16 protein-coding genes are annotated in these 23,516 nt (G+C 65.3%); 10 read left to right on the forward strand and 6 right to left on the reverse strand.

All coding sequences use genetic code 11. The annotated features are described in order from the left end of the window. Nucleotide 1 precedes the first annotated feature (1 nt). The 5 genes from cobM to RBA40_RS23280 are packed head-to-tail and all read left to right on the forward strand — an operon-like array spanning nt 2 to nt 4,806. Entirely contained in the window at nt 2-784 is a 783-nt protein-coding gene (gene cobM, locus RBA40_RS23260) for a precorrin-4 C(11)-methyltransferase (RefSeq protein WP_306622676.1), read from the forward strand. Continuing rightward, nucleotides 781-1,536 carry a cobalamin biosynthesis protein gene (locus RBA40_RS23265; RefSeq protein WP_306650326.1) on the forward strand — a complete coding sequence of 252 codons (756 nt, stop codon included), beginning with the start codon at nt 781-783 and terminating at the stop codon, nt 1,534-1,536. Before cobM ends, RBA40_RS23265 begins: the two co-directional genes overlap by 4 nt. Next, nucleotides 1,536-3,089: a precorrin-3B C(17)-methyltransferase gene (gene cobJ / locus RBA40_RS23270; RefSeq protein ID WP_306650328.1), complete on the forward strand. Its 1,554-nt coding sequence runs from the start codon at nt 1,536-1,538 to the stop codon at nt 3,087-3,089. Before RBA40_RS23265 ends, cobJ begins: the two co-directional genes overlap by 1 nt. Further along, nucleotides 3,086-4,189, forward strand: coding sequence for a CobW family GTP-binding protein (locus tag RBA40_RS23275; protein ID WP_306650329.1), 1,104 nt, complete (start codon nt 3,086-3,088; stop codon nt 4,187-4,189). Before cobJ ends, RBA40_RS23275 begins: the two co-directional genes overlap by 4 nt. Nucleotides 4,190-4,233: 44 nt before the next feature. Further along, a complete protein-coding gene (locus tag RBA40_RS23280; protein ID WP_306650330.1) occupies nt 4,234-4,806 on the forward strand; it encodes a HupE/UreJ family protein in 573 nt (190 codons plus the stop codon). Here the strand turns inward: RBA40_RS23280 and RBA40_RS23285 are convergent. Next, nucleotides 4,803-5,519, reverse strand: a complete 717-nt coding sequence (locus RBA40_RS23285) for a hypothetical protein (protein WP_306650332.1) — start codon at nt 5,517-5,519, stop codon at nt 4,803-4,805. The two genes, RBA40_RS23280 and RBA40_RS23285, sit on opposite strands and share 4 nt — an antisense overlap. Before the next feature lie 689 nt (nt 5,520-6,208). Here RBA40_RS23285 and kaiC point away from each other — a divergent pair. The 5 genes from kaiC to RBA40_RS23310 all read left to right on the forward strand — a co-directional run bounded on the left by kaiC (nt 6,209) and on the right by RBA40_RS23310 (nt 12,650). Further along, on the forward strand, nt 6,209-7,954 hold the full coding sequence (gene kaiC, locus RBA40_RS23290) for a circadian clock protein KaiC (RefSeq protein WP_306650334.1): 1,746 nt from the start codon (nt 6,209-6,211) through the stop codon (nt 7,952-7,954). Continuing rightward, entirely contained in the window at nt 7,951-8,244 is a 294-nt protein-coding gene (locus RBA40_RS23295) for a circadian clock KaiB family protein (RefSeq protein ID WP_306650336.1), read from the forward strand. The genes kaiC and RBA40_RS23295 overlap by 4 nt, the downstream gene beginning before the upstream one ends. After that, a complete protein-coding gene (locus RBA40_RS23300; protein WP_306650338.1) occupies nt 8,241-10,985 on the forward strand; it encodes an EAL domain-containing protein in 2,745 nt (914 codons plus the stop codon). The genes RBA40_RS23295 and RBA40_RS23300 overlap by 4 nt, the downstream gene beginning before the upstream one ends. Further along, nucleotides 10,982-11,860, forward strand: a complete 879-nt coding sequence (locus RBA40_RS23305; protein WP_306650340.1) for a substrate-binding periplasmic protein — start codon at nt 10,982-10,984, stop codon at nt 11,858-11,860. Before RBA40_RS23300 ends, RBA40_RS23305 begins: the two co-directional genes overlap by 4 nt. An 85-nt stretch (nt 11,861-11,945) precedes the next feature. Next, complete coding sequence (locus RBA40_RS23310; protein ID WP_306650342.1) at nt 11,946-12,650, forward strand: hypothetical protein; 705 nt, start codon at nt 11,946-11,948, stop codon at nt 12,648-12,650. A 120-nt stretch (nt 12,651-12,770) separates the two neighbouring features. Here the strand turns inward: RBA40_RS23310 and RBA40_RS23315 are convergent, their stop codons facing one another. From RBA40_RS23315 to RBA40_RS23335, 5 genes are all read right to left on the reverse strand, one after another. Then, on the reverse strand, nt 12,771-14,591 hold the full coding sequence (locus RBA40_RS23315; RefSeq protein WP_306650344.1) for a sensor histidine kinase: 1,821 nt from the start codon (nt 14,589-14,591) through the stop codon (nt 12,771-12,773). A 151-nt stretch (nt 14,592-14,742) separates the two neighbouring features. Next, on the reverse strand, nt 14,743-18,285 hold the full coding sequence (locus RBA40_RS23320) for a pectinesterase family protein (protein WP_306650346.1): 3,543 nt from the start codon (nt 18,283-18,285) through the stop codon (nt 14,743-14,745). Between the two features lie 15 nt (nt 18,286-18,300). Continuing rightward, nucleotides 18,301-18,867: a PEP-CTERM sorting domain-containing protein gene (locus RBA40_RS23325; protein ID WP_306650348.1), complete on the reverse strand. Its 567-nt coding sequence runs from the start codon at nt 18,865-18,867 to the stop codon at nt 18,301-18,303. An 82-nt stretch (nt 18,868-18,949) separates the two neighbouring features. After that, nucleotides 18,950-20,773, reverse strand: a complete 1,824-nt coding sequence (locus RBA40_RS23330; RefSeq protein ID WP_306650350.1) for a glycoside hydrolase family 28 protein — start codon at nt 20,771-20,773, stop codon at nt 18,950-18,952. Nucleotides 20,774-20,803: 30 nt separating this feature from the next. Then, nucleotides 20,804-23,509 (reverse strand): TonB-dependent receptor, encoded by a 2,706-nt coding sequence (locus tag RBA40_RS23335; protein WP_306650352.1) that lies wholly within the window; start codon nt 23,507-23,509, stop codon nt 20,804-20,806. Between the last annotated feature and the right edge of the window lie 7 nt (nt 23,510-23,516).

Consider the following 23,516-nt stretch of genomic DNA (forward strand, 5'->3'; position numbering starts at 1 on the left):
GATGAAAGTGTACTTCGTAGGAGCGGGCCCCGGCGCCGCCGATTTGATCACCCTGCGCGGCGCGCGCCTTCTCGGCAGCGTCGACATGGTGCTGTACGCCGGTTCGCTGGTGCCGACCGGGATGCTGACGCACTGCCGGCCCGATGCCGAAATCATCGACACCGCCAAGCTCGATCTGGAGCAGCAGCAGGCCTGCTACGTGCGCGCCCAGGAGATGGACATCGACGTGGTGCGCCTGCACTCGGGCGACCCGGCCATCTACGGCGCTACCGCCGAACAGATGCGCCGTCTCGATGCGCTGGGCATCGCGTATGAAGTGGTGCCGGGCGTGTCGTCCTTTACGGCGGCGGCAGCGGCCATCAGCGCCGAGCTGACCAAGCCGGAAGTGTCGCAGAGCGTGATCCTCACGCGCGTGTCGGGCCGCGCGTCGGCCGTGCCGGAACTCGAATCGATCGCCCGGCTGGCCGAACACCGCGCCACCATGTGCATCTTCTTGTCCGGACCGCACCTGAAAAAGATCGTCGGCGACCTGTCGCTGCACTATCCGCAGGAAACGCCGGTGCGCCTGGTCTACCGCGCCACCTGGCCGGAACAGAAAATCTACCAGGGCACGCTCGGTACGGTGCTGGAAGATACCAAACGCGGCGAATGGAACCTGACCACCATGATGCTGGTCGGCGCCGCGCTCGACAAGGACGTGGCCGTCGAATCGAGTCTGTACTCGAAGGACTTCACGCACCTGTTCAGGGTCGTCAAGAAGAACAAGGCGGAGGCGGCGTCGTGAACCCGGCGCCGGCCATCTGGCTGGTGCGCGCGCATGGCGAGGAACTGGCGGCGGTGCTGCAAGCCGCGCTGGGAGCCGAGGTGTATCGCCCGTGGCTCCATGATGGCGTCAGCCACAAGGCGCAGTTCGGCGAATGCTACCGCCGCCACGCGCAGTGGATTGTGATCGGCGCGACCGGTATTGCGGTGCGCTTTCTGGACGGCCTGCCGCTTGATAAGCATACCGACCCGGCGGTCGTGGTGCTGGATGAAGCGGGGCGCTTTGCCGTGTCGCTGCTGGCCGGGCATGAAGGCGGCGCGAATGCGCTGGCCTACCAGATCGCGCGGCTGGTGGGCGCGACGCCGGTGGTGACCACCGCCACCGAGGCATTGAAACCGCTGGTGGTCGGCATCGGCTGCCGCAAGGGCGTGCCGGCCGAGCGCATCGAAGCGGCGGTGCGCCATGCCTTAGGCGCGCGCAGCATCGACGAAGTGCGCGAGGTGGCCACCGTGGACCTGAAAAAGAATGAACCTGGCCTGCTGGAATTTTGCAGCCGCCATGGGCTGCCCCTGCGCGTGTTCGCGCGCGCCACGCTGGCGGCGCGCCCGTGGGTCAGCGTGCCGTCGGACTGGGTGCGCAGCAATGTGGGATTGGATGGCGTGTGCGAACCGTGCGCGCTGGTGGCCAGCCCGCGTGGCGCGCTGCTGGTGCCGAAAACGTGCCTGGACGGCGTGGCCGTCGCGGTAGTTGAAGATAAATGGATGGAGATCTGATGAGTGGTGTATTGAATCTGGTGTCGGTGGGTCCCGGTTACGAGGACCTGATCGCACCGCGCGCGATCGCGGCGCTGAAGGACAGCGACGTGATCGTGGCGTATGAACTGTATTTGCGCTGGATCATGCCGCATGTCGAGGGAAAGGAAATCCACACACCGCCGCTGACGCAGGAGCGCGAGCGCGCCTTGCTGGCGATTGAAAAAGCCCGCGGCGGCGCGCGCGTGTCGCTTATTTCCAGCGGCGATATCGGCATTTACGCGATGGCGGCGCTGGCCTACGAAGAGATGAGCGAGATTGATATCTACCAGGTCAACCTGATCCCGGGGATCACGTCGGCCAACGCCTGCGCCTCGCTGCTTGGCTCCCCGCTGTCGCACGACTTTGCCACGCTCAGCCTGTCGGACCTGCTGTGCCCCTGGGAGTGGATCGAGCACCGCGCGCGCCACATTGCCCAGGCCGACCTGGCTTGCGTGATGTACAACGTGCAAAGCGCGAGCCGCCAGCAGGGCGTGTACCGCGTGCTGCAACTGATGCTCGAATCGAAGGCCCCGCATACCCTGTGCGGCGTGGTCAAGAACGCATACCGCCCGGGGCAGGAAGTGAGCATCCACCGGCTCGACGAGCTGCCGTCGCTGCAGTTCGACATGCTCACCACCATCGTGGTCGGCAACCGCTTCACCCAGCGCAAGCGCGGGCAGATCTTTACGCCGCGCGGCTACAACGACTGGGATGCAAAGGCCGACAGCACGCTGCCGCAGCGCCAGGAACTGCCCGATGGCGGCGTGTGGGTGTTTTCCGGCACCAGCGACGGCAATGCGCTGGCGGCGCGGCTGGCAAGCGGCCAGTCGCGTCCCGTGGTGGTATCTGCGGCGACCGACCATGGCGGCGACGTGGCGATCAAGGCCTGCCCCGGCGCCACCGTCTGGGCTGGGCGGCAGGGCATCGAGGCGCGGCGCCAGGCGCTGGTGGCCAGCGGCGCGAAGGTATTGGTGGACGCCACCCATCCTTACGCAACGAGCATGTCGGAGCAGCTGATCGGCCTGTCGCGCGAACTGGGCATCCCTTACCTGCGCTATGAGCGGCCAAGCAGTTTCAGTGCGCTTGACGGCACCTGGTGCGCCTCGCCCCAGGAAGCTGCCCAACGCGCCATTGCGCTGGGCAAGCGCATCTTCCTTTCCACCGGATCGAAAGACCTGGCGACGTTCGTCCAGGCCGACGGCGCCGCCGACCGCCAGTGGTGCGCGCGCGTGACGGCCGAACCGGAATTCATCGAGCGCGCGGTGGCGCTGGGCGTGGCGCGCGAGCGCATCTGCGCCATGCAGGGGCCGTTCTCCGCGGACTTCAACATGGCCCTGTGGCGCGACTGGCACATCGACTGCGTGGTGACCAAGGATTCGGGCGACGCCGGCGGCTACGCGTCCAAGGTGCATGCCGCAAAGGCCCTCGGCATCCCCCTGTTGGTGATCGGCCGCCCGCCAGTCGACTATCCGGCCATGTGCGGCAGCGCGGATGACCTCATCGCGCAACTGGCTGCACTGGACCTGGCATGAAGCCGCCGATTCCCGTCACGATCGTGACCGGCTTCCTGGGCTCGGGCAAAACGACCCTGCTGCGCAGCCTGATCGAAAAGCGCCAGAGCCGTCGCCTGGCACTGCTGATCAACGAGTTCGGCGAGATTTCTATCGACGGCGCGCTGGTGCGCGGCGAGGCCGGCGCCGGCGACCAGGTGCGGGTCCACGATTTTCCGTATGGGCTGATCGCCTATGGCGACGACGAACTGTTTTTGCCGACCATGCAGGCCATCGCCGCGCGCCGTGCGAACGTCGACCACGTGCTGATCGAAACGTCCGGCCTGGCGCTGCCAACGGCCATCATGGAGACGCTGCAAAGTCCCGCGCTGGCGGAGGACTTCATCCTCGACGCCACCCTGGCCGTGGTCGATACGCCGCTGCTGCTGTCGGACCAGTTCGAGACCGGCACGGGGAGCGACGCCGCGGCCACCGTGTTCGGGCAGCAGCTCGAATTTGCGGACGTGGTGGTGCTCAACAAGATCGATGAGCTGGACGACAACGCGCTGCTGCTGGCCGAGACGCGCGTGCGCGAGCGCGCGCCCAAGGTGCGTTTCCTGGAACTGGCGCACAAGGCCCAACTCGATATCCGGCTTGCGCTCGGCCTGCGCCTGCACCAGCCGACCCGCACCGGGCACGCGCACAGCTACACGCCGTTGGCCACCATGCCAGGGCCAGGCGCCGGCCCGCTGGCCGAGCAGGGGCGCCTGAACGGGCACGCGCATTCGGGTCTGGCCGCGCACTCGCACGGGCTGGCCACGCACAAGCATTTTCACGAGCAGGACCCGGGCTGGCTCTCGTTCGTGCTGCGCAGCGATGCGCCGCAAAGCGCCGACAAGGTGCGCCACGCCTTGCAGGAAGCGGTGCGGCTCGAACCAGTCTTGCGCAGCAAGGGTTTTATTCGCACCAGCGAGACCGATCAGGCGGTGCTGGTGCAGGGCGTGCGTTCGCGCGTGATGATCAGCGTCGACGCGGTGCGCCCGGCAGCGCGCCGCTCGGAGCTGGTGATCATCGGTTACCACGCCAGCCGCACGCGCGTTGCGGCGGTGCTGTCGGAACTGACCGGAACGCATTGGCGATAAACGCGCACCGTCCATCTATTCATTTTTCTATCTTGGAGCTTCACATGCAATCGACATTCATCCGTACCCTGGCGCTGGCGCCCTTGTTCTACTGCGGCGCGGCGCTGGCTCATCCCGGTCATGACGGCGGCTTGCTGGCCGGCCTGGCGCATCCCTTTTCGGGGCTGGACCACATGCTGGCCGCAGTCGCCGTCGGCATCTGGGCCGCGCAGCTGGGCGGCCGCGCCAGGTGGCTGCTGCCGGCGAGTTTCATCGCTTTGCTCGCCGCCGGCGGCATGATGGGCATGGCCGGCGTGGGCATCGCCGCGTTGGAAAGCGCGATTATCGCGTCGGTGCTGGTGCTCGGCCTGTCGATTGCCTTCAAGGTCAAGCCGATGCCGGCGGCCGGCGCGCTGATGGTCGGTGCATTCGCGGTCGTTCACGGCCTGGCGCACGGCGCCGAAATGCCGGCGTCGGGCAGCGCCGGGATGTACTTCATGGGCATCCTGGCGTCGAGCGCCGTGCTGCTGGCCGGTGGCATGGCGGGCGGAGCGGTGATGCGCCGCCAGCAGGCATGGCTGCGTGGCGCCGGCGCGCTGATCGCCTTGGGCGGCGTGTGGATCGGCGCCGCTTTTTAAGCCGGCTGCGCGCCCGCTGCGCTCATTCCCATGGCCAGGGGGCCGCGCCCGCACAGGGCAATGTCCCAGTGCTGCGTTTTCAGGGTTGGGAACAGGGCGGCGCCCGCCAGAACCAGGCGGCTCGTCGCTTTCCACAGCGGGACCGGGATGTCGGCATCGATGCCAGCCTGCTTCCACGCCGCGCGCAGGATGTGCGGGCCGTGCGACGACATGGCCACGGTTACCCGCAGTCCGCCATGGCGGTGCGGCGATGTCAGCTCCTGCAGCAGGTAGCCGCGCGCGCATGGCAGTTCAATCAACTGCACCAGATCGGCCAGTGCAATGAGCGCGCCGTTGCCGAGCACCGCTGCATCGCTGCATTTTTCGTAACTGATCGCTGAAAACGTCTCCGCGCCACCGTCGTCGCATACCGGCACGAACAGCAGGGGATAGACCGCCGCGTCGCTCAGGTAGCGGCGCGCATCGGGCGCTGCGTGCAGGGATCGTACGCCGTCCATCGCGCGCCCCGCGCAGTTGAACAGGGCGGCCGTGCGCGGGCAGGGCAGGCTGTTGGCTTGCATTGTGGTGTGGAACGCGATCTGGTCGGGGGCGCAGGCGCGCTGCCGCACAGGCGCGCGCCGGGCCGGCGCGGGATGCAACACCCGCTGCACAAGGCCGTTCGCCTGCGCGAACACGCTTTTATGTGCTTCGATAGCCAGGCCGATGTAGGACATGCCGTTCCCCTTGCTGTGCTCGCGGTCGCGATCTGTGGAAATTGTGGAGCCACAATATTTCTTTGGATCAAGGTACCGCGAACAATCTGCAACGAGCATGAGCTAAGCCAAGGTTTGCGCCGCCAGTGCGAAAAACCCACACCGCAACACATGGCGTCCCGGTCGAGGCCGGAATGCGAATAAACCAGGGTGTTCATCAGTAACTGGTTTCGTTACCCGATAACTCCACACGCCGGAAAGCGGCCGCATCCATCATTATGATTTGAGCGCTTAAGGATATTAACAAAAGGTTGGTTGTTCTATTATTCTAACCACTGGTATCCGCCGAAATCGAAGCGCGCATGACATTGGGTCGATGGCAATCCGACATTGCCAGCGCCACTGTCGGATTTCATGATGCCAGAGCTCGCGCGCCCCTCGCGCGCCCTTGAAAACAGCCTGTTGTGGCGGCGGTTGTACAAAGTTCCGCAATTCATCGTTATGGCAATTTTCCGAATTTATTCATGCTATAGTTTATTGGCAATGTGTCTCCGAAAGCTGTCATGGCATTTCGCAATGCGTCCTCCGGATTCCAAGCATATTGGAACGAAAGCGATTCTTCATTGAATTGTTGAGTTGACATTGCGCTGCCCCCACGTGCCCGTCACCAACATTGGGGCGGAGATGCATTTCTCAAAGGAGAGCCTGCCATGAAGCACGCGCCCGTTTCGTCACCGCAAGCAGATGCCTTCAAGGCGCGCTCAGGCATTACCGGACTCGATGAGATGACCGGCGGCGGCTTGCCGCGCGGCCGCACCACGCTGCTGGCCGGCGGGCCCGGTTCCGGCAAGACCGTGGTGTCGCTGCAGTTCCTGGTCAACGGCGCCCGCGAGTGCAACGAGCCGGGCATCTTCGTCGCCTTCGAGGAATCCTCGGAACGCATCGCGGCCAATGCGCAAGGCTTTGGCTGGGGCATCGATGAATTACAGAGAAACAATCAGCTCTGCTTCCTCGATGCGCAGCCGGCGCCCGACCTGGTCTTGTCCGGCCATTTCGATTTGAGCGGCATGCTGGCGGTGCTGGACGGCCAGGTCAAGGCATTAAATGCCAAACGGGTCGTCGTCGACGCGCTCGATATTGTCCTGGCGCTGTTGCCCGACCCTTTGTCGAAGCGGCGCGAGATCTACCGGCTGCACGACTGGTTGCTGTCGAATGGCTTGACAGCCATTATTACGGCCAAGGCGGGCAGCGACACGGCAGGCGGGATGGTCGAGCATTCGCTCGGGTTCATGCAGTTCATGGTCGACTGCTCGATGCTGCTCAATCATGGCGTTGTGCTGGGCGTGTCTCAGCGTAATATCCGCATCCAGAAATACCGCGGCGCGGTGTTCGACGAAAACGAATCGCCCTTTTTGATCAGCAAGAACGGCTTCGAAGTGGCGGTCGCCCGCACCCTGGGCCGGCTCGATACGTTTGTCTCCTGCGAACGGGTGTCGAGCGGCGTCGAGCGGCTCGATACCATGCTGGGCGGCGGCTATTACCGCGGCGCCAGCGTCCTTATCACCGGGTTTCCCGGCACCGCCAAGACCACCCTGAGCGGCGCTTTCGCCGAAGCCGCATGCCGGCGCGGCGAACGCACCATGTTCGTCAGCTTCGATTCCGACGGCTCCGAAGTGGTGCGCAACCTCAATTCGGTGGGTATCCGGCTCGAACCCTTCGTCCAGAGCGGCGTGCTGCGCATGATCTCGGCGCGCACCATCACCGGCAGCGCCGAGACTTACCTGGGCCGTATCAAGGCCCTGGCCGAAGAGCACCAGGCGCGCTGCCTGGTCATCGACCCGGTCTCGACCCTGTCCAAGTCGGGTAACGAGCTCACCGCGCACAATGTCGCCGAGCGCCTGATCGACTGGTCCAAGGGGGCCGGCACCACGCTCGTGTGCACCAGCCTGCTCGACGAAATGGCATCCCAGAACGAGGGCGGCTCGCCGCTCCAGATCTCGACCCTGGCCGATACCTGGATTCACTTGAATTACCTGGTCCAGGGCGGCGAGCGCAACCGCGGCATGTCGATCATCAAATCGCGCGGCACCTTCCATTCGAACCAGGTGCGCGAACTGATCCTGAGCGACAAGGGCGTCACCCTGGCCGACACCTACACGGCCGGCGGCGAAGTGCTGATGGGCACGATGCGCTGGGAAAAGGAGAGCGCGGAAAGGGTGGCGGCGGAAGTGGCCGAAGCGGCCGCCAGGCTCAAGAAAGTGCGGCTCGACGCCGAGGAAGCCGAGCTGGAAGTGCGGGTCAAGTCCCTGCAGGCCGAGCTGATCGCCAAGCAGGCCGAGAAAGCCCTGCTGGCCAGCGCGGCCGAGAGCCGGGCGCGCGAACTGACGCGCGGGCGCAGCGAGATGGCCGAATTGCGCGGGGCCGACGCCGCCGACCCGTCGGCCGGTGCTCCATGAGCAAGCGCACGCCGACCTTCGTTTTTCGCCTCTATGTGGCGGGCGATGCCCACAATTCGGTGCTGGCCCGCGCCAACCTGCGCGCCTTGTGCGAAACCTATCTGCCCGAGCAGCACCAGATCGAGGTGCTGGACGTCTTTCGCGAACCGAAGCGGGCGCTGGAGGATGCCATCTTCATGACCCCGACCCTGATCAAGCTCGCGCCCGCCAGCGTCAGCCGCATTGTCGGAACGCTGAGCCAGACCCAGTCGGTCCTGCTGGCCCTCGGGCTGGACGATCGCGTGCCATGAACCCCGCCCTGGCTACCGAGACGCAGTACGCCGAGGTGACGGCCTTGATCGCCGCGCTGCATGCCAACGTGGCCCGCCTGGAGGAATTGACCGGCGGCGAAATCGATACCATCACCGATCCCCATGGGCAGCCATTCCTGCTGCGCCGCGCCCAGGCGCAGGTGCGCCTGAACGATGCCAGCCGGCTCGATGCGATCCTCAATTCGCTGCCCGCCTACATCGCCATTGTCGACGCCGATGGCGTCATCATGTCGGTCAACCATGCATGGGCGGCGTACGATACGCCGCTGGCCCTTGCCGCCGCCGGTCCGGGCCATGCGGTCGGCACCAACGTCCTTGCGCAATGCGCGCTGGTCGGCGGCGAGGGCGCCGACCAGGCGCGCCAGGTGGCCGACGGCATCGGCCAGGTGCTCAACGGCCGTACCCGCCATTGGTCGTTCGAGTATGCTTGCAGCACGGGAGGCATCCAGTCATGGCTGCTGCTCACCGTCACGCCGCTGGCCGACAAGAATCAGCATGGCGTGGTCGTGATGTACATGGATATCAGCGAGCGCAAACGCAGCGAGGACGAATTGCGCCGCTTCCGCACGGCGATGGATTGCACCGATGATGCGATTTTCCTGGTCAACTGCACGAGCATGCGCTTTGTCGAATTGAACGCGGCGGCCAGCAGGATGCTCGGCTATTCGCGCGAGGAATTGCTGGACATGGGGCCGTGCGATATTACCGCCGAGTCGACCTGGCCCGACATGGCGGCGCTGTACCAGCGTCTCATGGAAAACTGCGGGAGCAGCCTGTCGGACGAGATGGCGCTGATCCGCAAGGATGGCTCGCAGGTGCAGGTCGAGTTTCACCGGCAGGCGTTGGCGTCGGGGCCGGACTGGATCATCGTGGCCGTGGTGCGCGATATCAGCGAGCGCAAGGAGGCGGCGCTGCGCCTGCAGTACCAGGCCCATCACGACGGACTGACCGGTTTGCCGAACCGCACCCTGTTCTACGATACCCTGACCCGCACGCTGCAGCAGGCCACCCAGCATGGCTGGACGATCGCGGTGCTGTTTCTCGATCTCGACAACTTCAAGACCGTCAACGATACCCTCGGCCACGGCGTGGGCGACGACCTCCTGGTCCAGTTCGCCAATCGCCTGTTGGGCTGCGTGCGCGCGCGCGACACGGTCGGGCGCCTGGGCGGGGACGAATTCGGCGTGATCCTGGTGATGCAGGATGAACTGAGCGATGCCGCCGGCGTGGCCGGCAAGATCCGCGAGGTGCTGCGCGCGCCTTTCGTGCTGGGCCAGCATGAACTGAACGTGACGGCCAGTATCGGCATCACCATGCACCCGCTCGACGCCAGCGAACCCGACGAACTGATCAAGTACGCCGACACGGCGATGTACCGAGCCAAGCAGGCCGGGCGCGACACCTTCCGCTTTTTCACGGCGCAGATGAATGTCGAGGTGCTGGCCCGGCTCGACCTGGAGAAAGCCTTGCGCAGGGCTTTCGAGAATGGCGAATTCGTCCTGCATTACCAGCCCAAGGTTGCGCTCGACAGCGGCTGCGTGGCCGGCCTGGAAGCCTTGCTGCGCTGGGAGCGGCCGGGCTATGGCCTGGTCGGGCCGGACAGGTTCATCGCCTCGCTCGAAGAGACCGGACTGATCTTGAAGGTCGGCACCTGGGTCATCGATGAAGCCTGCCGCCGGATCGGTCAATGGCTGCGTTCTCCCGTGGGGCCGATCCAGGTATCGGTCAATGTGGCGGGCCGCCAGCTGGCCGAGGGCGACGTCGATGGCGATGTCATCGCCGCGCTGGAACGGCACGGCGTGCCGCCCGAGCTGCTGGAGCTGGAACTGACGGAAAGCTCCCTGATGGTCAATACGGAACGCACGATCAAGACGCTCAAGGACCTGAAACGGCACGGCGTGCAGATTTCGATCGATGACTTCGGCACCGGCTATTCGAGCCTGGCCTACCTGCGCCGCTTCCCGATCGACAAACTGAAAATCGACATCGCCTTTATCCGCGAAGTGACCAGCAATCCGGACGACGCCGCCATCGTGCAGGCGATCCTGGGCATGGCCCACAGCCTGAAGCTGCACGTCATCGCCGAAGGCGTCGAGACGGCCGCCCAGCTCGCCTTTTTGAAACGCAATCGCTGCGACCAGGTGCAGGGCTATTTCTTCAGCCGGCCGCTGGCGCTGCCGGCCCTGGAAGCGCTGCTGCTCAACGAGCGCCAGATGCAGCTGCCGGCGCCGGCAATCCTGCCCTACCGCAAGACGTTGCTGCTGGTCGACGACGACGCCCACGTCCTGTCATCCTTGCGGCGCCTGCTACGCGACGACGGCTACCATATCCTGTGCGCCGGCTCGGCCGCCGAGGGATTCGACCTGCTGGCGCAGCACTGTGTGCAAGTGATTATTTGCGACCAGCGCATGCCAGACATGAGCGGCACCGAATTCTTCGATCGGGTCAAGGAAATGTACCAGGACAGTTTTCGTATCGTCCTGTCGGGCTACACCGACCTTGACTCCATCATGAAGGCCGTGAACAAGGGCGCGATCTACCGTTTTTATACCAAGCCATGGGATAACGAGGTGTTGCGCGCGGACTTGCGCGAGGCATTCCGGCACTACGGCCTGTTGCATAACATCGACCTGGGCGACAACCATTGCGCCTGTCCCGCGGGCGACAGGTTGCCGGAGACTGCCACGCAGCTGCCGGAAACGCAGCGCCGGCCGGCGTGAGTGACGCTGCCGGTGCGCCTGCATTGGAAAAATCGACGGTCCTGGTCAGGCAGCGCATGCGATGCAGGTCATGCCGGGGCGGCTGGCGCCAGTTGGCCGCCGCCGCGGCGTTCAAGGGCGTGCTTGCCTGTTTGCTGTGCGGCCCGGGCGCCGCCGCCCATGCCGGGGGCGCGCTCACGCTGTATGCCTTGGAGTGGGCTCCGTACAGCTGGCAAGCGGCAAGCGGCGGCAACGTGGGCGGCATTGCAGTCGATATCGCCGATGAACTCATGCGGCGCGCCGGCGTGCGCATCGACTCGATCGATACGGTTCCCTGGGCCCGTGGTCTGGCACTGACTGCCGCTACTGCGGATACCTGTCAGCTCATGGTGGGCAGAACACCGGAACGCGAGAAAAGATTCAAGTGGATCGGTCCGATCGGCCACAGCCGCTGGATGTTTTTTGGTCTGCGCGACAGCAAGATCGCATTACGCCAGCTGCACGATGCCCGCCCTTATCTGGTTGGCACGATTATCGACGATCTTTCCGTCCCCATCTTCAACGCCAATAAAATTCGTGTCTCGGAAGTCGCCGCAGACCGTCTTAATCCGCCAAAATTGCTCAGGCGCCGGATCGATCTGTGGGCAAGCGCCGAGCTGCCAGCCCGGTATCTGATGCGCGATCTGGGATTGACCGACATCGAGCCGCTGCTTACTTTCGCCACCATCCCCATGTTCGTTGCTTGCAATACCAGCATGCGCGATGGCGAGGTGGCGCGCCTCAATGGCATCATCAACGCCATGATCGCCGATAAGAGCATCGAGCGGATATATCACGCCTATGGGTTCAGGAGCGCGGCGCCAGCGATGCCGGAACGGCAACGCCACGCTCCGTAGTCCCGGCCCGGGGCCGCCCGCGGCCGGTCCGGCGTGTTAAGCTTGGAGCCCGGATAAGACCGGCACTATTTTCAGGAGAAATGACATGTCGGAGCCTTCTGGTCAGGACAAACAGGACGCCGTCGAGGCGGCGCCTTTCATCGCCGAACTGGCCGCGTACTTCGACGCGCCCATGGACCCCGGCAACGCCGGTCGCTTCGACATCGAGCTCAACCTGCTGGGCCGGGCCGAATCGGATGAACTAACAACGGCTTTGCAGGATCTCGGTCTGATGAGGGCGTACGGCGGCGTCGTTCTCGATGACGGCAATACCAGCGACCATCACGTCTACCTGACCCGCGGTCCCTTCGCCGGCGCCATCCTTTTTCTGTGCCATGACGGCGAAGCGTCGAGTGTGGTGTTCGCTTCCCTTGCCGAGTTCCTCGACGCCGCACGGCAAGCCAGGGAACACGACGCCTGGCTGACCGATTTCCATCCGTCCACCACGCCACTCCACCGCGATCAGGCGGCCCTCGGCAGCTATCTCCATGCTTTGCTCGACAGTGACAACGAGGACGATGAGGCTGTCGTCGAATCGGCCATCCTGTCGCTCGCGCCCGTGGATATGGGCTTGCTCACGCGCTTGACCGCGCATCGGAATTTTTTCTATGCGGAGGCGGTGGCAGGGCAAATCGCGCTCTATCCGACAGCCGCCCTGCGGCCAATTGCACAGCTTTGCAGCGAGCATCCGACCCCCCAGGTCAGGTGGGCGGGCGATAGCGCCATGGCAGCGATCGATCAATCGGGGTGACGGCGACAGCAGCAAGATGACGTCGCGCATGCCGCCGCGACGTAAAAGGCGGCCACACTCCACCTTCGGCCAGCGGTGCGGCGGGCGCAGTGTGCGTAAGCCAGCATCTCATCCATCGCTTCAGCCGATCGCGGCCGTCGCAACGGGCGTGTCGGCTGCCAGGTCGGCGGCGCGCATGTCCGCCGCCGGCAGTTCGATGGTGAAGCGGCTGCCCTTGCCGACCCCCTCGCTGTAGGCGATCACGCTGCCGCCGTGCAGTTCCACCAGCTTGCGCACCAGCGCCAGGCCCAGCCCGAGACCGCCCGTGGCCCGGTCCGGCGTGCGCCGGCCCTGCGAAAACAGTTCGAAAATGCGCGGCAGCAGTTCCGGCTCGATGCCGTTGCCGTCGTCGCTCACCTCGATGCTGATGCGCTCGCCGTCGCGCGCCAGCGTCACCCTGATCGACGACTGCGGCGGCGAATACTTGGCGGCGTTGACCAGCAGGTTGGTCAGCACCTGGATCAGGCGCGTGGCGTCGCCGCGCACCCAGTATTCCTCCTCGCCGCAGACGGTCTCGAAGCGGTGTCCGCTCTTGTGCATGCTGCCCATGGTCTGCTCGACGGCGGCGGCCAGGATGGCGCGCAAGGAGACCGGTTTCTTTTCCAGCGTGATGAGGCCGCGCGTGACGCGCGAGACGTCCAGCAGGTCGTTCACCAGATGGTTCATATGGTCGACCTGGCGCGAAATGATGTCGCCCGCCTGGCGCATCTGCTCGGGCGAGATATTGGGCATCCTGAGCAGATGGGCGGCGGTGCTGATCGGCGCCATGGGATTACGCAGCTCGTGGCCGAGCATGGCCAGGAATTCGTCCTTGGAGCGGTTCTGGCCTTCGGCGATTTCGCGCGCCTGCTGCGCTTCGGACAGCAGCCGTTCGCGCTCGGCCGAGGCGCTGGCCAGCAGGTGGGCGCCCAGGTACACGTTCTGGTCGAGCCGGTCGACTTCGGTAATGCCGGAGTACAGCGGCAGCCGGGCCGGCCCGGCCACCATCGAGCGCGCCGCTTCGCCGGTGCGGGCAATCGCCTTGGTCACGCGCGCGCTGAACAGCAGGGCGGCGGCCCCGGCCAGCAGCAGGGCGATGATCAGGCCCGACACCGAATAGATCACCGTGCGCCGCGCCGTGCCGTCGATGGTGGCGCGCGGCGAGGACATGGCCACCCACCAGCCCGACACGGTGGAGGCGGTCAGCATCGCATAGCGGCCGTCCGGCGTGCTGACCAGGCCGCTTTCGCGCAGGCGGATCGCGACCAGCAGCGGCGCCGGCGCGAAACTGCCCACGGCGGCGTGCTTGCCATTGCTGGCCAGCAGGCGGCCATTGCGGTCGTACACGGCGAAGTTGGTGCCGTCGGCGTCGGGCGCGGGCAGGGCGCGCATCAGGTCGTCGACGTCGAAGCCGTAGCCGAGCACGTAGCGCACGCCATTGTCGAGAAACACGGGATAGTCGACCTGGACCACGTAGCTGTCGGGCAGCTTGCCGGGCTGCAGATCGGAGATCGCATACGCCGAGCTGGAGAGCATGCGGTCGACGCGCGCGCGCTGCCTGGCGCGGGTGTCGGGCAGGGGCCCGTCGGGTGCCAGGGTGGTATCGACGAGCAACTGTCCGCTGTCGTCGAACAGTTCGATGTAGGCGCCTTCACTGCCGGCCATGGTGCGCGCCTTGATGCCGAACTGGGCCAGCTGCCCCGACTCCAGCTTGTTCGAGCTGCTCAGTCCGCGGATGAGGCCGATGGCCTGGTGCCACTGGCTGTCGACCGCGATCGAGGTGGCGCGCGCCGCCAGCTTCATCGAGAGCACGGCGGCATCGCGCTCGGCCTGGATCAGGCGGCTCAGCGGTACGGTGGAAAACAGGATCACCGGCGCCAGTGCCGCCACGATCATCATCGCGAGGAAGGACCGAATCTTCATGTTCACTCTTTCGGGAAAACATTTCAGCGACGCATTCGTTTAGCCGTTGCATCCCATCAAGCTTAGCATGTCTTTACGGTCAAGATTCCTATTAGTATCTATCCGTTGTTGGATGGGCTAACGCCACTTGACGCGGCGTTCCCCATGCGTTCTATGGATTCCAGCCGAGTCCGCTATTCCATGCGGCAAACACCTTGGCACGGGTGGCAAACCCGGCCGCCACTTTCTCGTCGCTCAGCAGGTAGCCGCCCACCCGGGCCGCCAGGTTCAGGGGCGTGCCCTGCAGGTCGCTTGTACCATGCTCGCGCCAGCCCGACACCGCGTTCGGCTGGACCGGGTTGGGCGCCGGCTGGCCGTTCACGCCCAGGCCCGCCCAGCCGGCCGGGGCGACGTGCGCATCCATCCTGCAGTTGATGAAGGCGATATTGTCCCAGGTGGCCGTGCCGCCGGGACTGCGCGCGAGCCAGGTGGCGCCGTTGGGAATGTCGCCGTGCAGGGGGCCGGGTCCGGGGCCGTGGGTCAGGCTGCTGTTGAGAAAGACGAAGCCCTTGTCGGCCGCGTTCGGCACGCGCGCCTGCAGCACGTAGCCGCCGCCGGTCGCGCTGGTGCTGTCGCCCACGCTGCGGATTTCGCTTTCCTCGAACAGGGCGGCGCGCGCGCTGCCCCAGATGAAGTCGACGTTGCCGGCCACCAGCGAACGGTAGAACCAGGCGTAGCCCTTGAGGTTCAGGGTGTCCTGTTCGCTGTGGAAGGCGGCGTTGGTGGCCACCAGGCGGGCGTCGCTGTTGAAGTAGAGCGCTTCGGCCTGGGATGAGATGGCCGGCGAGCGCAGGGTGGTGTTTTTCAGGGTCAGCGTGTCGAGCGTGACCATGTCGGCCGTCTCCACCAGCAGCACGGAACGCCCGCCCAGCGGAGCTCCGCTACTTCCCGGCGCTTCGCTCGCCCCGGTGCCGGGGTTGAGCGAATCGTAGTTGGTGTAGTGGATCACCACGCCGTCGCGGCTTTCGCCCTTGATCGTCACATTGTCCTTGCCGCGCAGGTAGAGCACTTCTTCGTAGCTGCCGTTGCGCACGCTGATCGTGACCGGATCTGCCTTGGCGAAGGCGCCGGTTGCGTGGTTGATGGCGCCCTGCACGGTGCGGAAGTCGGCCGGGCCGTCGTCGTCCACGCTCAGGCTGGCGCTGGCTGGGGCTCCGGCTTTGGTCGTAAAATTCCAGCCGCCCGCCTTGCCGATGCCGCGAAACGGCGTGCCGCCCAGGATCGCGCCGTTGAATACGCCGTCGGCAATGGCCACGTAGTAGCCCGTGCCGTAAGCGAGGCGGTTGTTGTGCGGCTTGATGGTCACCGTGCTGCCGTCGATGCGCACCGGCAGGTAGCGCACGCGGCGCAGGCGGTCTTGCCCGGCGTGGCCGATGGTGTCGACTTCGTCGGCCAGGCGGATCACGTCGACCAGCGCATCGTCGCTCTTGCGGAAGATGCGGATGGTGCCGCCCGTGCCCAGGGTCGGTGGGTTGTCGAAGGTCAGGCTGAGCGGACTGTCGATGGCTTCATCGAGCGCTCCCACGGCCGGGAAGCTGGCGCCCTCCAGCCGGTAGGTCTGGGTCGGCTGCACGAAGGCCGGCGCAATGGTGGCGCTGATGCTGCGCGACAGCGCGGGATCGGCGCCGCTGGTAAACACGATCCTGGCGCTGCCGGCCGCCAGCGGGCTCAACGTGACCCTGGCGCCGTCGACACTCACGCCCACCACGCCCGGCTTGCTTGATTCCACCGTGAAGGTATCCATGCTGCCGTCACCTTTTTTGGCGCCCACGTTGACAAGCAGCGGCGCATCGCCCGCTTCGGCCGTGTAAGTCAGCGGATGCGGGTTCAGGGTCAGCTGCACCGGTTTCATCTTTGGATCGCCGACCCGCACATCGTCGATCTGGAACGATTTGTTGGTCGTGTACAGGCCGATCAGGCCGCGCGCGGCGAAGCTGGCGTCGGTCACCGGGCCGAGGTTCTCGCCATCGAGATACAGGGTCAGGGTGCTGCCGATCATCTCGAAACGCACGGTGTAGAACTGCGCATCCATGGCGATGGCACGCTTGGACTGTTTGATCTTGCTCAAGCTGTTGCCGAGCATGCGGGCGATCTCGACCTGCGTGCTGGTGGTCGCGTTCTGTACGTTCAGGCCGGCACCGTACCAATTGGCCGGGTCGACGTAGCGCGTGATCAGGTACAGCTGCTTGTTGCCGGTGGTGCTGTTGGTCAGCGGGCGGATGCGCGCTTCGACAAAATAGTCGCCCGAGGGCACGCCCTTGAACGCGTCCGGCTTGACCAGCGCCAGCATGCCGCCGGTGCTGGCGGCCGTGTACTGCAGCACCTTGTTGGTGGTGCGGGAGGCATCCAGCTGCACGGAAAAAGCGCCGTTGGGGCCGGCCAGCGGCAGCAGGTTCCAGCGCGCGCTCGATCCATCCTGGAAGTCGTCGCAGAAATACAGGCCGCTGGCGGGGCAGAACTGGGTCGGCACGGTGTCGGTGCTGGTGTCGCCGATGCCGGTGACGCTGGTGCTCAGCTTGCCGCCGCCGGCTTGCGCCAGGGCGTTGGCCTTGACCAGCGCCACCGGGCGCGGCGTGAACGCGTACGGCGCGCTCCAGGCGGCCGGCGCGACTGCGCACGCCGGCAGCGCCACGCCGTTGAGCACCGAGCCCTTGTCGCTAAAGGCGCCGCCGCTGCCGCTGGGCGAGGAGACGACATCGGCACAGCTGCTGGCGCCCGCGATGGCGAAGACATTGTTATTCGACAAGATCTTGGCGCGCTGGCCCACGCCCACGCTGTACATATGGGGATAGACGGGTGCCGACTTGCTGCCCGTGTAGTAGTTGTTGAACAGATGGACCATGCCGAAGCGCACCCGCGGCGAGCGCTGGGTGACATCGGCGAACACATTGTTGCTGAAGGTGATGCGCAGCTTGCCTTCGTCGGTGGTGGCCGTGTCGCTCGACCCGATCAGGTTGTTCTTGTTGTGCTGGCCGAAATGGTTGTACGACACCGTGACGAAGTCGGAGGCGTTGGTGATATCGACCGTGCCGTCATGGCACTGCTTGTGCTTGCCGTTTTCGATGGGCTGCAAGTCGTCGGTCAGCGGGGCGTCGGTAAAGCTGTTGTGGTCGATCCAGACGTGGTGCGAGTTGGAGACGCCGATCGCGTCGTAAGCCGAATTCCAGTTGCCGCTGGCGCCGTCGAGCGGGTCCCAGATGGGGCCGGCGTCGCAGGGGTTCATGATCTTGAGGTTGCGGATGATCACCTGCTCGACGTTTTGTACCGCGATATGGCCGTTGACGATGCCCGTATTGGCCCCGGCGCCGATCAGCGTCGTGTTGCTGCCCAGGCGGATGGCGCCGCGCGCGGCCTGGTCGCCGGTGCTGACGTAGGGTACGCCGCCGCTCATGTCGATCATGCCGGTCAGCTTGATGATCTTGCTGCTGTTGCCGCCGTTGCGCAGGGCGGCGAGCAGCTGGGCGCGGTCGGCCACGGTGTAAATCTGTTCGGGAACGGCGCTGGCGCCACCCACGGTGCCGCCGGATTGGCTGGCCCAGCCGTCGGCGGGAGCGCTCTGGCGCGCGGGATCGACGGCTGCCTGGGCCTGGCTACAGGCGGCCGCCATCAGCAGGGCGGCGCTGAGAGCAGCGGCCCTGATCGGTGCTTCATTCATTGGATTCTCCGGTGACTAGGCTTTGGGGGCGCGGCGGCGCATGATCAGGAAGGCGGCAAAGCCGGCCAGCATCAGCGTGACGCTGGCCGGTTCCGGCACGGGCGAGGGCGCCGCTTCGAGGCGCGCGCTGAAGCTGTTGAAGCCGGCGCCCCAGTCGAGCGCGGACAGATCGAGGGCGATGCTGTGGCCGTCGATCAGATTGAGCACCGGCAAGCCGCCCACGGCGGCGCTGTCGATCAGCGTGAAGCGGGTCAATGGCGCGGCCAGGCTGGCGCCGAAATCGAAGCGCATGCTGTACGGCCCCGCGCTCACCGGTCCATTGTTAAATACCGTGAGAACGCCGTCTTCGGCGAAGTCGATGCCGAACAGGAAGTCGGCGCTGAGAAACTCGACCCCGTTGGCGCCGCCGGGGTCGATCGCCGTGACGTTCGACCCGGGAACCGGGGCGAACAGCTGGTCCAGTCCCAGCATGCCGTCGGCGGACCCGTTATAGGTCGCGCTGATGGTGGTGTGCTGCAGCGGCAGGGGCGCCGCGTTTGCTTGTCCCGCGGTCAGTGCCATGACCGCGAGTGTCTCCAACATTCTTTTTGTTTTCATTTTTTTGTCGTCCAGTAAAGTGAAACTGCAGGCTACATCGTTATTTCCTCATCAAAAACAGGATTGCTTACGCCGTCACGGTGGTGTTGTACACCTTGCCGCCGATGGTCACGTTGGTCAGTGTTGCCGACTTCACGTTGTAGGCGAACCAGGGATTGTCGGCATTGGCCGGGGTGCCGAAGTCGCAGTCGGTGATCGTGATGTCGGTAATCGGCACGATCAGCGACGGGTCATTGCCGTTGTAATCGAAGGCGACCGGACCGAGCAGCATGATGGCCTGGTAGCACGAAAAGGTGCCAGCCCTGGTTTTCACGTTGCCGACCTTGACGTTCGAAATGTGCAGGTTCGATACCACCGGCGGGCGCGTGCGCACGTTGTCGGCGGTCGGCGCGTAATCGCAATCGATGGTGACGACCGCGCCAGCCGAGGACGACACGGTTTTCGGTGCGATGGGCGAGCCGGGCAGGGGATTGTAGAACTGCGGCGTGGTCTGCACGCCGTTCGGTATCGTCACGTTGCGCACGTAAAAATGCTTGAGGAAGCCGCCGCGGTTCATATTGGTCTTCATGCGGATGGCCGTGCTCAGCGGGCTGGTGGCCCAGTTCACGTTGCGGAACTCGATATCCTGCGCGTACACATGCTCGATGCCGCCCGACATTTCGCTGCCCAGGGTCACGCCGCCATGGCCGCTGTTCATGATGCAGTTCTGAATCAGTACGTTCCGCGTCGGGCCGTGCTGGGTATCGAGGTTCTTGCCGGCCTTGATGGCGATGCAATCGTCGCCGGTGTTGAAGGTGCACTCTTCGACCAGCACGTTGTCGCACGCTTCCGGATCGAAGCCGTCGCTGTTCGGACCCATGCTGTCCATGTGCACCTTGCGCATTTCCAGGTCGCGGCACGCCACCGGGTGGTGCAGCCAGAACGGCGCCTGGTTGACCTGGTAGCCCTTGAGCAGCACCCTGGTGCAGTCGATGAATTCGATCATGCACGGGCGAAGGTAGTGGCCGCGGCCGAACACGCGCTTGCCGACCGGCACGCCGGCTTCCGACAAGGAGGGCAGGTAAGCTTCATCGTGGCGCCAGCGGCTGGACTCGCCTTCGATCAGCTTGACTTGGGCCGGCGTCAGATGCGGTGCCACGGTCAGGATGCTGGGCGGATTGGCCGGGTTCACGGCCACCTGCGACATCAGTTCCTTCGCGCCGGTGCGCTTGACCTTCCAGTCCCACCAGCAGTCGCCGCCGCCCACCGGCACGCCGCCCTGGCCGTCGAGAATGCTGGTCCAGTCCTCGCCGGTGAGGGCGATATTGTTCTGCTTGTGCGCGTACACCAGCGGCGAATAGTTCAGGCAATCGTTGCTCTGCCAGCGCGACAGGGTCAGCTTGCCGTTGGGGCCGCAGTCGACCTCGCCGTATCTGGCGAAATCGTCCGGGTCGTTGCTGAAGAATACGTGCGCACCGGACTTGAGGTGCACGTGCACGTTCGAGCGCAGCACGATCGGGCCCTTGCACAGCCAGGCGCCGGCGGGAATGATCACCCGTCCGCCGCCAGCCTTGGCGCAGGCGGCAATCGCCGCGGCAATGGCCGGATAGCAGTCGTGCGCGCCGGCGGCCGGCGTTCTGACCATGCCCGGTTCGTGGTGGCCGATGAACCCTTTGACGGTGGTCACCTTGCACGCTCTGGCGCCGTGCGCGGTGATCACAAAGTCTTGCTTGCGAAATACCAGCGGCGTTTTAAAGCGCTTGGCAATGGCGTGCGCCTGCTGCCATGGGTCGGACGGCTTGTCGCCGGCCAGGGCCGGCAGGGCAATGCCGCCGCCGCCCAGGGCCAGGCCAGCGGCCCCGGCGCCGCGCAGGAGGGCGCGGCGCCGGGTGTCGATCGAATGCTTGTTCATGAAAGTTCCTGCCTGATCTGAAGTTGTCGATTAAAAGCTGTACGTCATGCGCAGATTGTACGAGCGGCCGATCGGATTGGCGGCGCTGCTCAGGTAGCCGAAGGTGTAGCCGCTGTGGTTGGTAACCGGCGGATTTTCATCGAACATGTTGGTCACGCCGGCCACGATGCTGATGTTCTTGAAGCCGCTGTAGGTGCCGGTCAGGTTCCAGACCGCGTACGGCTTGATCTCGCGGTGATATTCGGGCGCCACCAGGTTCTGGTCGTCGTAGTGCGAGTTGTAGTTCTGGGTCAGCTGCGAACTCCAGTCGCCGCGCTTCCAGCTCGTTGTCAGCGTGTGCTTCCAGCGGTAGGTGATGATCGGGAAGCTGCTGGTGGTGCCGTTGCTGGCCAGGCCGAAGCGGCCGACGTTGGATACGAACGCGCTGTCTTTTTCGAGCTGGTTGTCGAACTGCGTCAGATAGGTACCGTCGAGCTGGAACTTGAACTCGCCGATGTCCATGCGCGGCAGCGCGTAGTTGGCGGTGAGGTCGATACCCGAGGTTTTCTGGCCGCCCAGGTTCATCGTCACGTTCTTGATGTAGGCCAGCGTGCCGTCCGGATTGCGCACGAACAGCTCTTTGTACTTGGCCGGGTCCTGGAAGTAGACTTGCTCCGGCAGGTTGGCCAGCATGTCCTTCATGCGGATGTTCCAGTAGTCGAAGGACAAGGTCAGGTTCTTGACCGGTTCCACTACCAGGCCCAGGGTCCAGCCGCGCGAGGTTTCCGGGGTCAGCTGGTCGTTGCTGCCGGTCTGCTTGGGCAGGGCCACGTTGCACACTTCCGAGGCCACCGCGCCCGCCACGGCGGTGCCGCTGCCGGCCACGCCCGGTTTGCCGCCAGGGCACAGGGCCGGATCGTCCCATTTGCCGGACGTGTTGCCGTTGGCGCCGGGCAGGCGGTAGCCGTAGCGGTCGAACAGGGTCGGCGCGCGGAAACCGGTGTTGGCCGAACCGCGCAACATCAGGGTTTTCGACGGCTCGTAGCGGAAGCTCGCTTTCGGGTTGAAGGTGTTGCCGAAGTCGCTGAAATAATCGTCGCGCGCGGCCAGGTTGACGGTCAGTTGCTTGCTGATCGGGATATCGAGCTCGGCGTACAGGGCCGAAACGTTGCGCGCGCCGCTGCCGTGCGAGGACGAGGCATTCGCGTAGCTGACCTCGTTGGTGATGCCCAAGCGCGTATCTTCGGTGGTATCGCGGTGGATATCGATGCCGACCGCCATCGCCAGTGCGCCGCCCGGCAGTTGCATCAGCGCGCGGCTGGCGGTGGCGTCGACACCGGCGAAGGTGCTGGTCGAATCGCGGTTCAGCTGGCCGTCGACCGAAATGTCGCGCAGGTAGCCCTTGCCGGCTTCGTCCTGCAGGCCGAAGGGGTTGAGCACGCCGCTGGCCAGGCCGCTGTTGAGGCCGGGACCGCTCACATAGCCGGTGTTGTAGTAGTTCTTGCGTCCGCTGTGGCCGTAGACCAGGCCGGCCTTGTAGTCCCACTCGCCGATCTTGCCTTCATCGACCAGCGCCAGGCGCTGATTCAGCTGCACATCCTTGTTGCTGGCCAGGCCCAGGTCGGCCACGCTCCAGGTCACGATCAGCGGTTCGCCCTTCAGGCCGGCCACGGCGGGCACGCCGCCGGCGCCGCCCGGATACCATTTGCTGGTGGCCGGCACGCGCGCGGTGACGCCTTTGGCGGTCACGCTGTTGGTCGGATTGCGGGCCGAGATGATGGTCGACTCGCCGCGCATGTAGTCCAGGCTCAGCGTGTGCTCGTCCGAGATCTGTTTGGTGCCGCGCGCGTAGAAGGTCAGCTGCCTGGTTTCGTGCAGCGCGGTGCCGTATTCGTTGCCGTCGATGATGCAGGTGTTCTTGGCGCCCTGGATCGAGAACGGCGCCTGGCAGCCGGACTTGTAGTACGGGTTGGCGGCGGTCTTGTTGGTGGCGGTGGTGAAATTGGCCGGGGAAGCATAGCCGCCGCTGGCCAGGGTCGGGGCGCGCCCGATGCTGGCCAGCAGTTCGGGCGAGCTCAGCTCGGCGCGGTCGCGCGCGGCCAGGCGGCTGCGCTGGCGGCCATCGATGGTGGCGTACAGATTCCAGCCGTCGGTGGCCAGGTTGCCCTTGCCGAAGGTGGCGGAGAGGCGCTGCTCGTCGCCGCCGCCCGATTTTTCAGGCTGCACGTACTGGGCGGTGACGCTGCCGCCTTCGACGCTGTTCTTGGTAATGAAGTTGACCACGCCGCCGATGGCGTCCGAACCGTAGATGGAAGAGGCGCCGTCGCGCAGGATTTCCACGCGCAGGAGCGAACTCATCGGAATGACGTCGAGGTTGGCGTAGCCGTCGGCGATCGCTTCATTGGCCAGGCGGCGGCCGTTGAGCAGGACCAGGGTGCGGTTCACGCCCAGGCCGCGCAGGTTGATGTTGGTGCCGGAACCGGCGTTGGACGGAGCCAGCGAGTTCGATTGCGGCAGCGCCATCATCACGTCGGCAAGGCTGGTCATGCCGCGCTTGGCGAATTCCTCGGCCTTGATGGTCGATACCGGCAGGGCCGTCTCGGTCGCCAGGCGCTTGATGCTCGACCCCGTCACTTCGATGCGCTGCATGCCGGCGTCAAGCTGTTGGGCCGCGGCCTGGTTCATCATCGTCAGCACCGCAAGGGTGATGGACGACAACACGAGTTTCGAGTGGGTCGAACTGGTTTGCTTGTTCATGTGAGAC

Source organism: Massilia pseudoviolaceinigra (genome assembly GCF_030846505.1).
Taxonomy (GTDB): domain Bacteria; phylum Pseudomonadota; class Gammaproteobacteria; order Burkholderiales; family Burkholderiaceae_D; genus Telluria_A; species Telluria_A violaceinigra.

Bases quoted from the DNA above. Each gene is read 5' to 3' on its own strand.
- cobM (WP_306622676.1), top strand. From the start codon at position 2: ATGAAAGTGTACTTCGTAGGAGCGGGCCCCGGCGCCGCCGATTTGATC.
- cobJ (WP_306650328.1), top strand. From the start codon at position 1,536: ATGAGTGGTGTATTGAATCTGGTGTCGGTGGGTCCCGGTTACGAGGAC.
- RBA40_RS23275 (WP_306650329.1), top strand. From the start codon at position 3,086: ATGAAGCCGCCGATTCCCGTCACGATCGTGACCGGCTTCCTGGGCTCG.
- RBA40_RS23280 (WP_306650330.1), top strand. From the start codon at position 4,234: ATGCAATCGACATTCATCCGTACCCTGGCGCTGGCGCCCTTGTTCTAC.
- RBA40_RS23285 (WP_306650332.1), bottom strand. From the start codon at position 5,519: ATGTCCTACATCGGCCTGGCTATCGAAGCACATAAAAGCGTGTTCGCG.
- kaiC (WP_306650334.1), top strand. From the start codon at position 6,209: ATGAAGCACGCGCCCGTTTCGTCACCGCAAGCAGATGCCTTCAAGGCG.
- RBA40_RS23295 (WP_306650336.1), top strand. From the start codon at position 7,951: ATGAGCAAGCGCACGCCGACCTTCGTTTTTCGCCTCTATGTGGCGGGC.
- RBA40_RS23300 (WP_306650338.1), top strand. From the start codon at position 8,241: ATGAACCCCGCCCTGGCTACCGAGACGCAGTACGCCGAGGTGACGGCC.
- RBA40_RS23310 (WP_306650342.1), top strand. From the start codon at position 11,946: ATGTCGGAGCCTTCTGGTCAGGACAAACAGGACGCCGTCGAGGCGGCG.
- RBA40_RS23315 (WP_306650344.1), bottom strand. From the start codon at position 14,591: ATGAAGATTCGGTCCTTCCTCGCGATGATGATCGTGGCGGCACTGGCG.
- RBA40_RS23320 (WP_306650346.1), bottom strand. From the start codon at position 18,285: ATGAATGAAGCACCGATCAGGGCCGCTGCTCTCAGCGCCGCCCTGCTG.
- RBA40_RS23325 (WP_306650348.1), bottom strand. From the start codon at position 18,867: ATGTTGGAGACACTCGCGGTCATGGCACTGACCGCGGGACAAGCAAAC.
- RBA40_RS23330 (WP_306650350.1), bottom strand. From the start codon at position 20,773: ATGAACAAGCATTCGATCGACACCCGGCGCCGCGCCCTCCTGCGCGGC.
- RBA40_RS23335 (WP_306650352.1), bottom strand. From the start codon at position 23,509: ATGAACAAGCAAACCAGTTCGACCCACTCGAAACTCGTGTTGTCGTCC.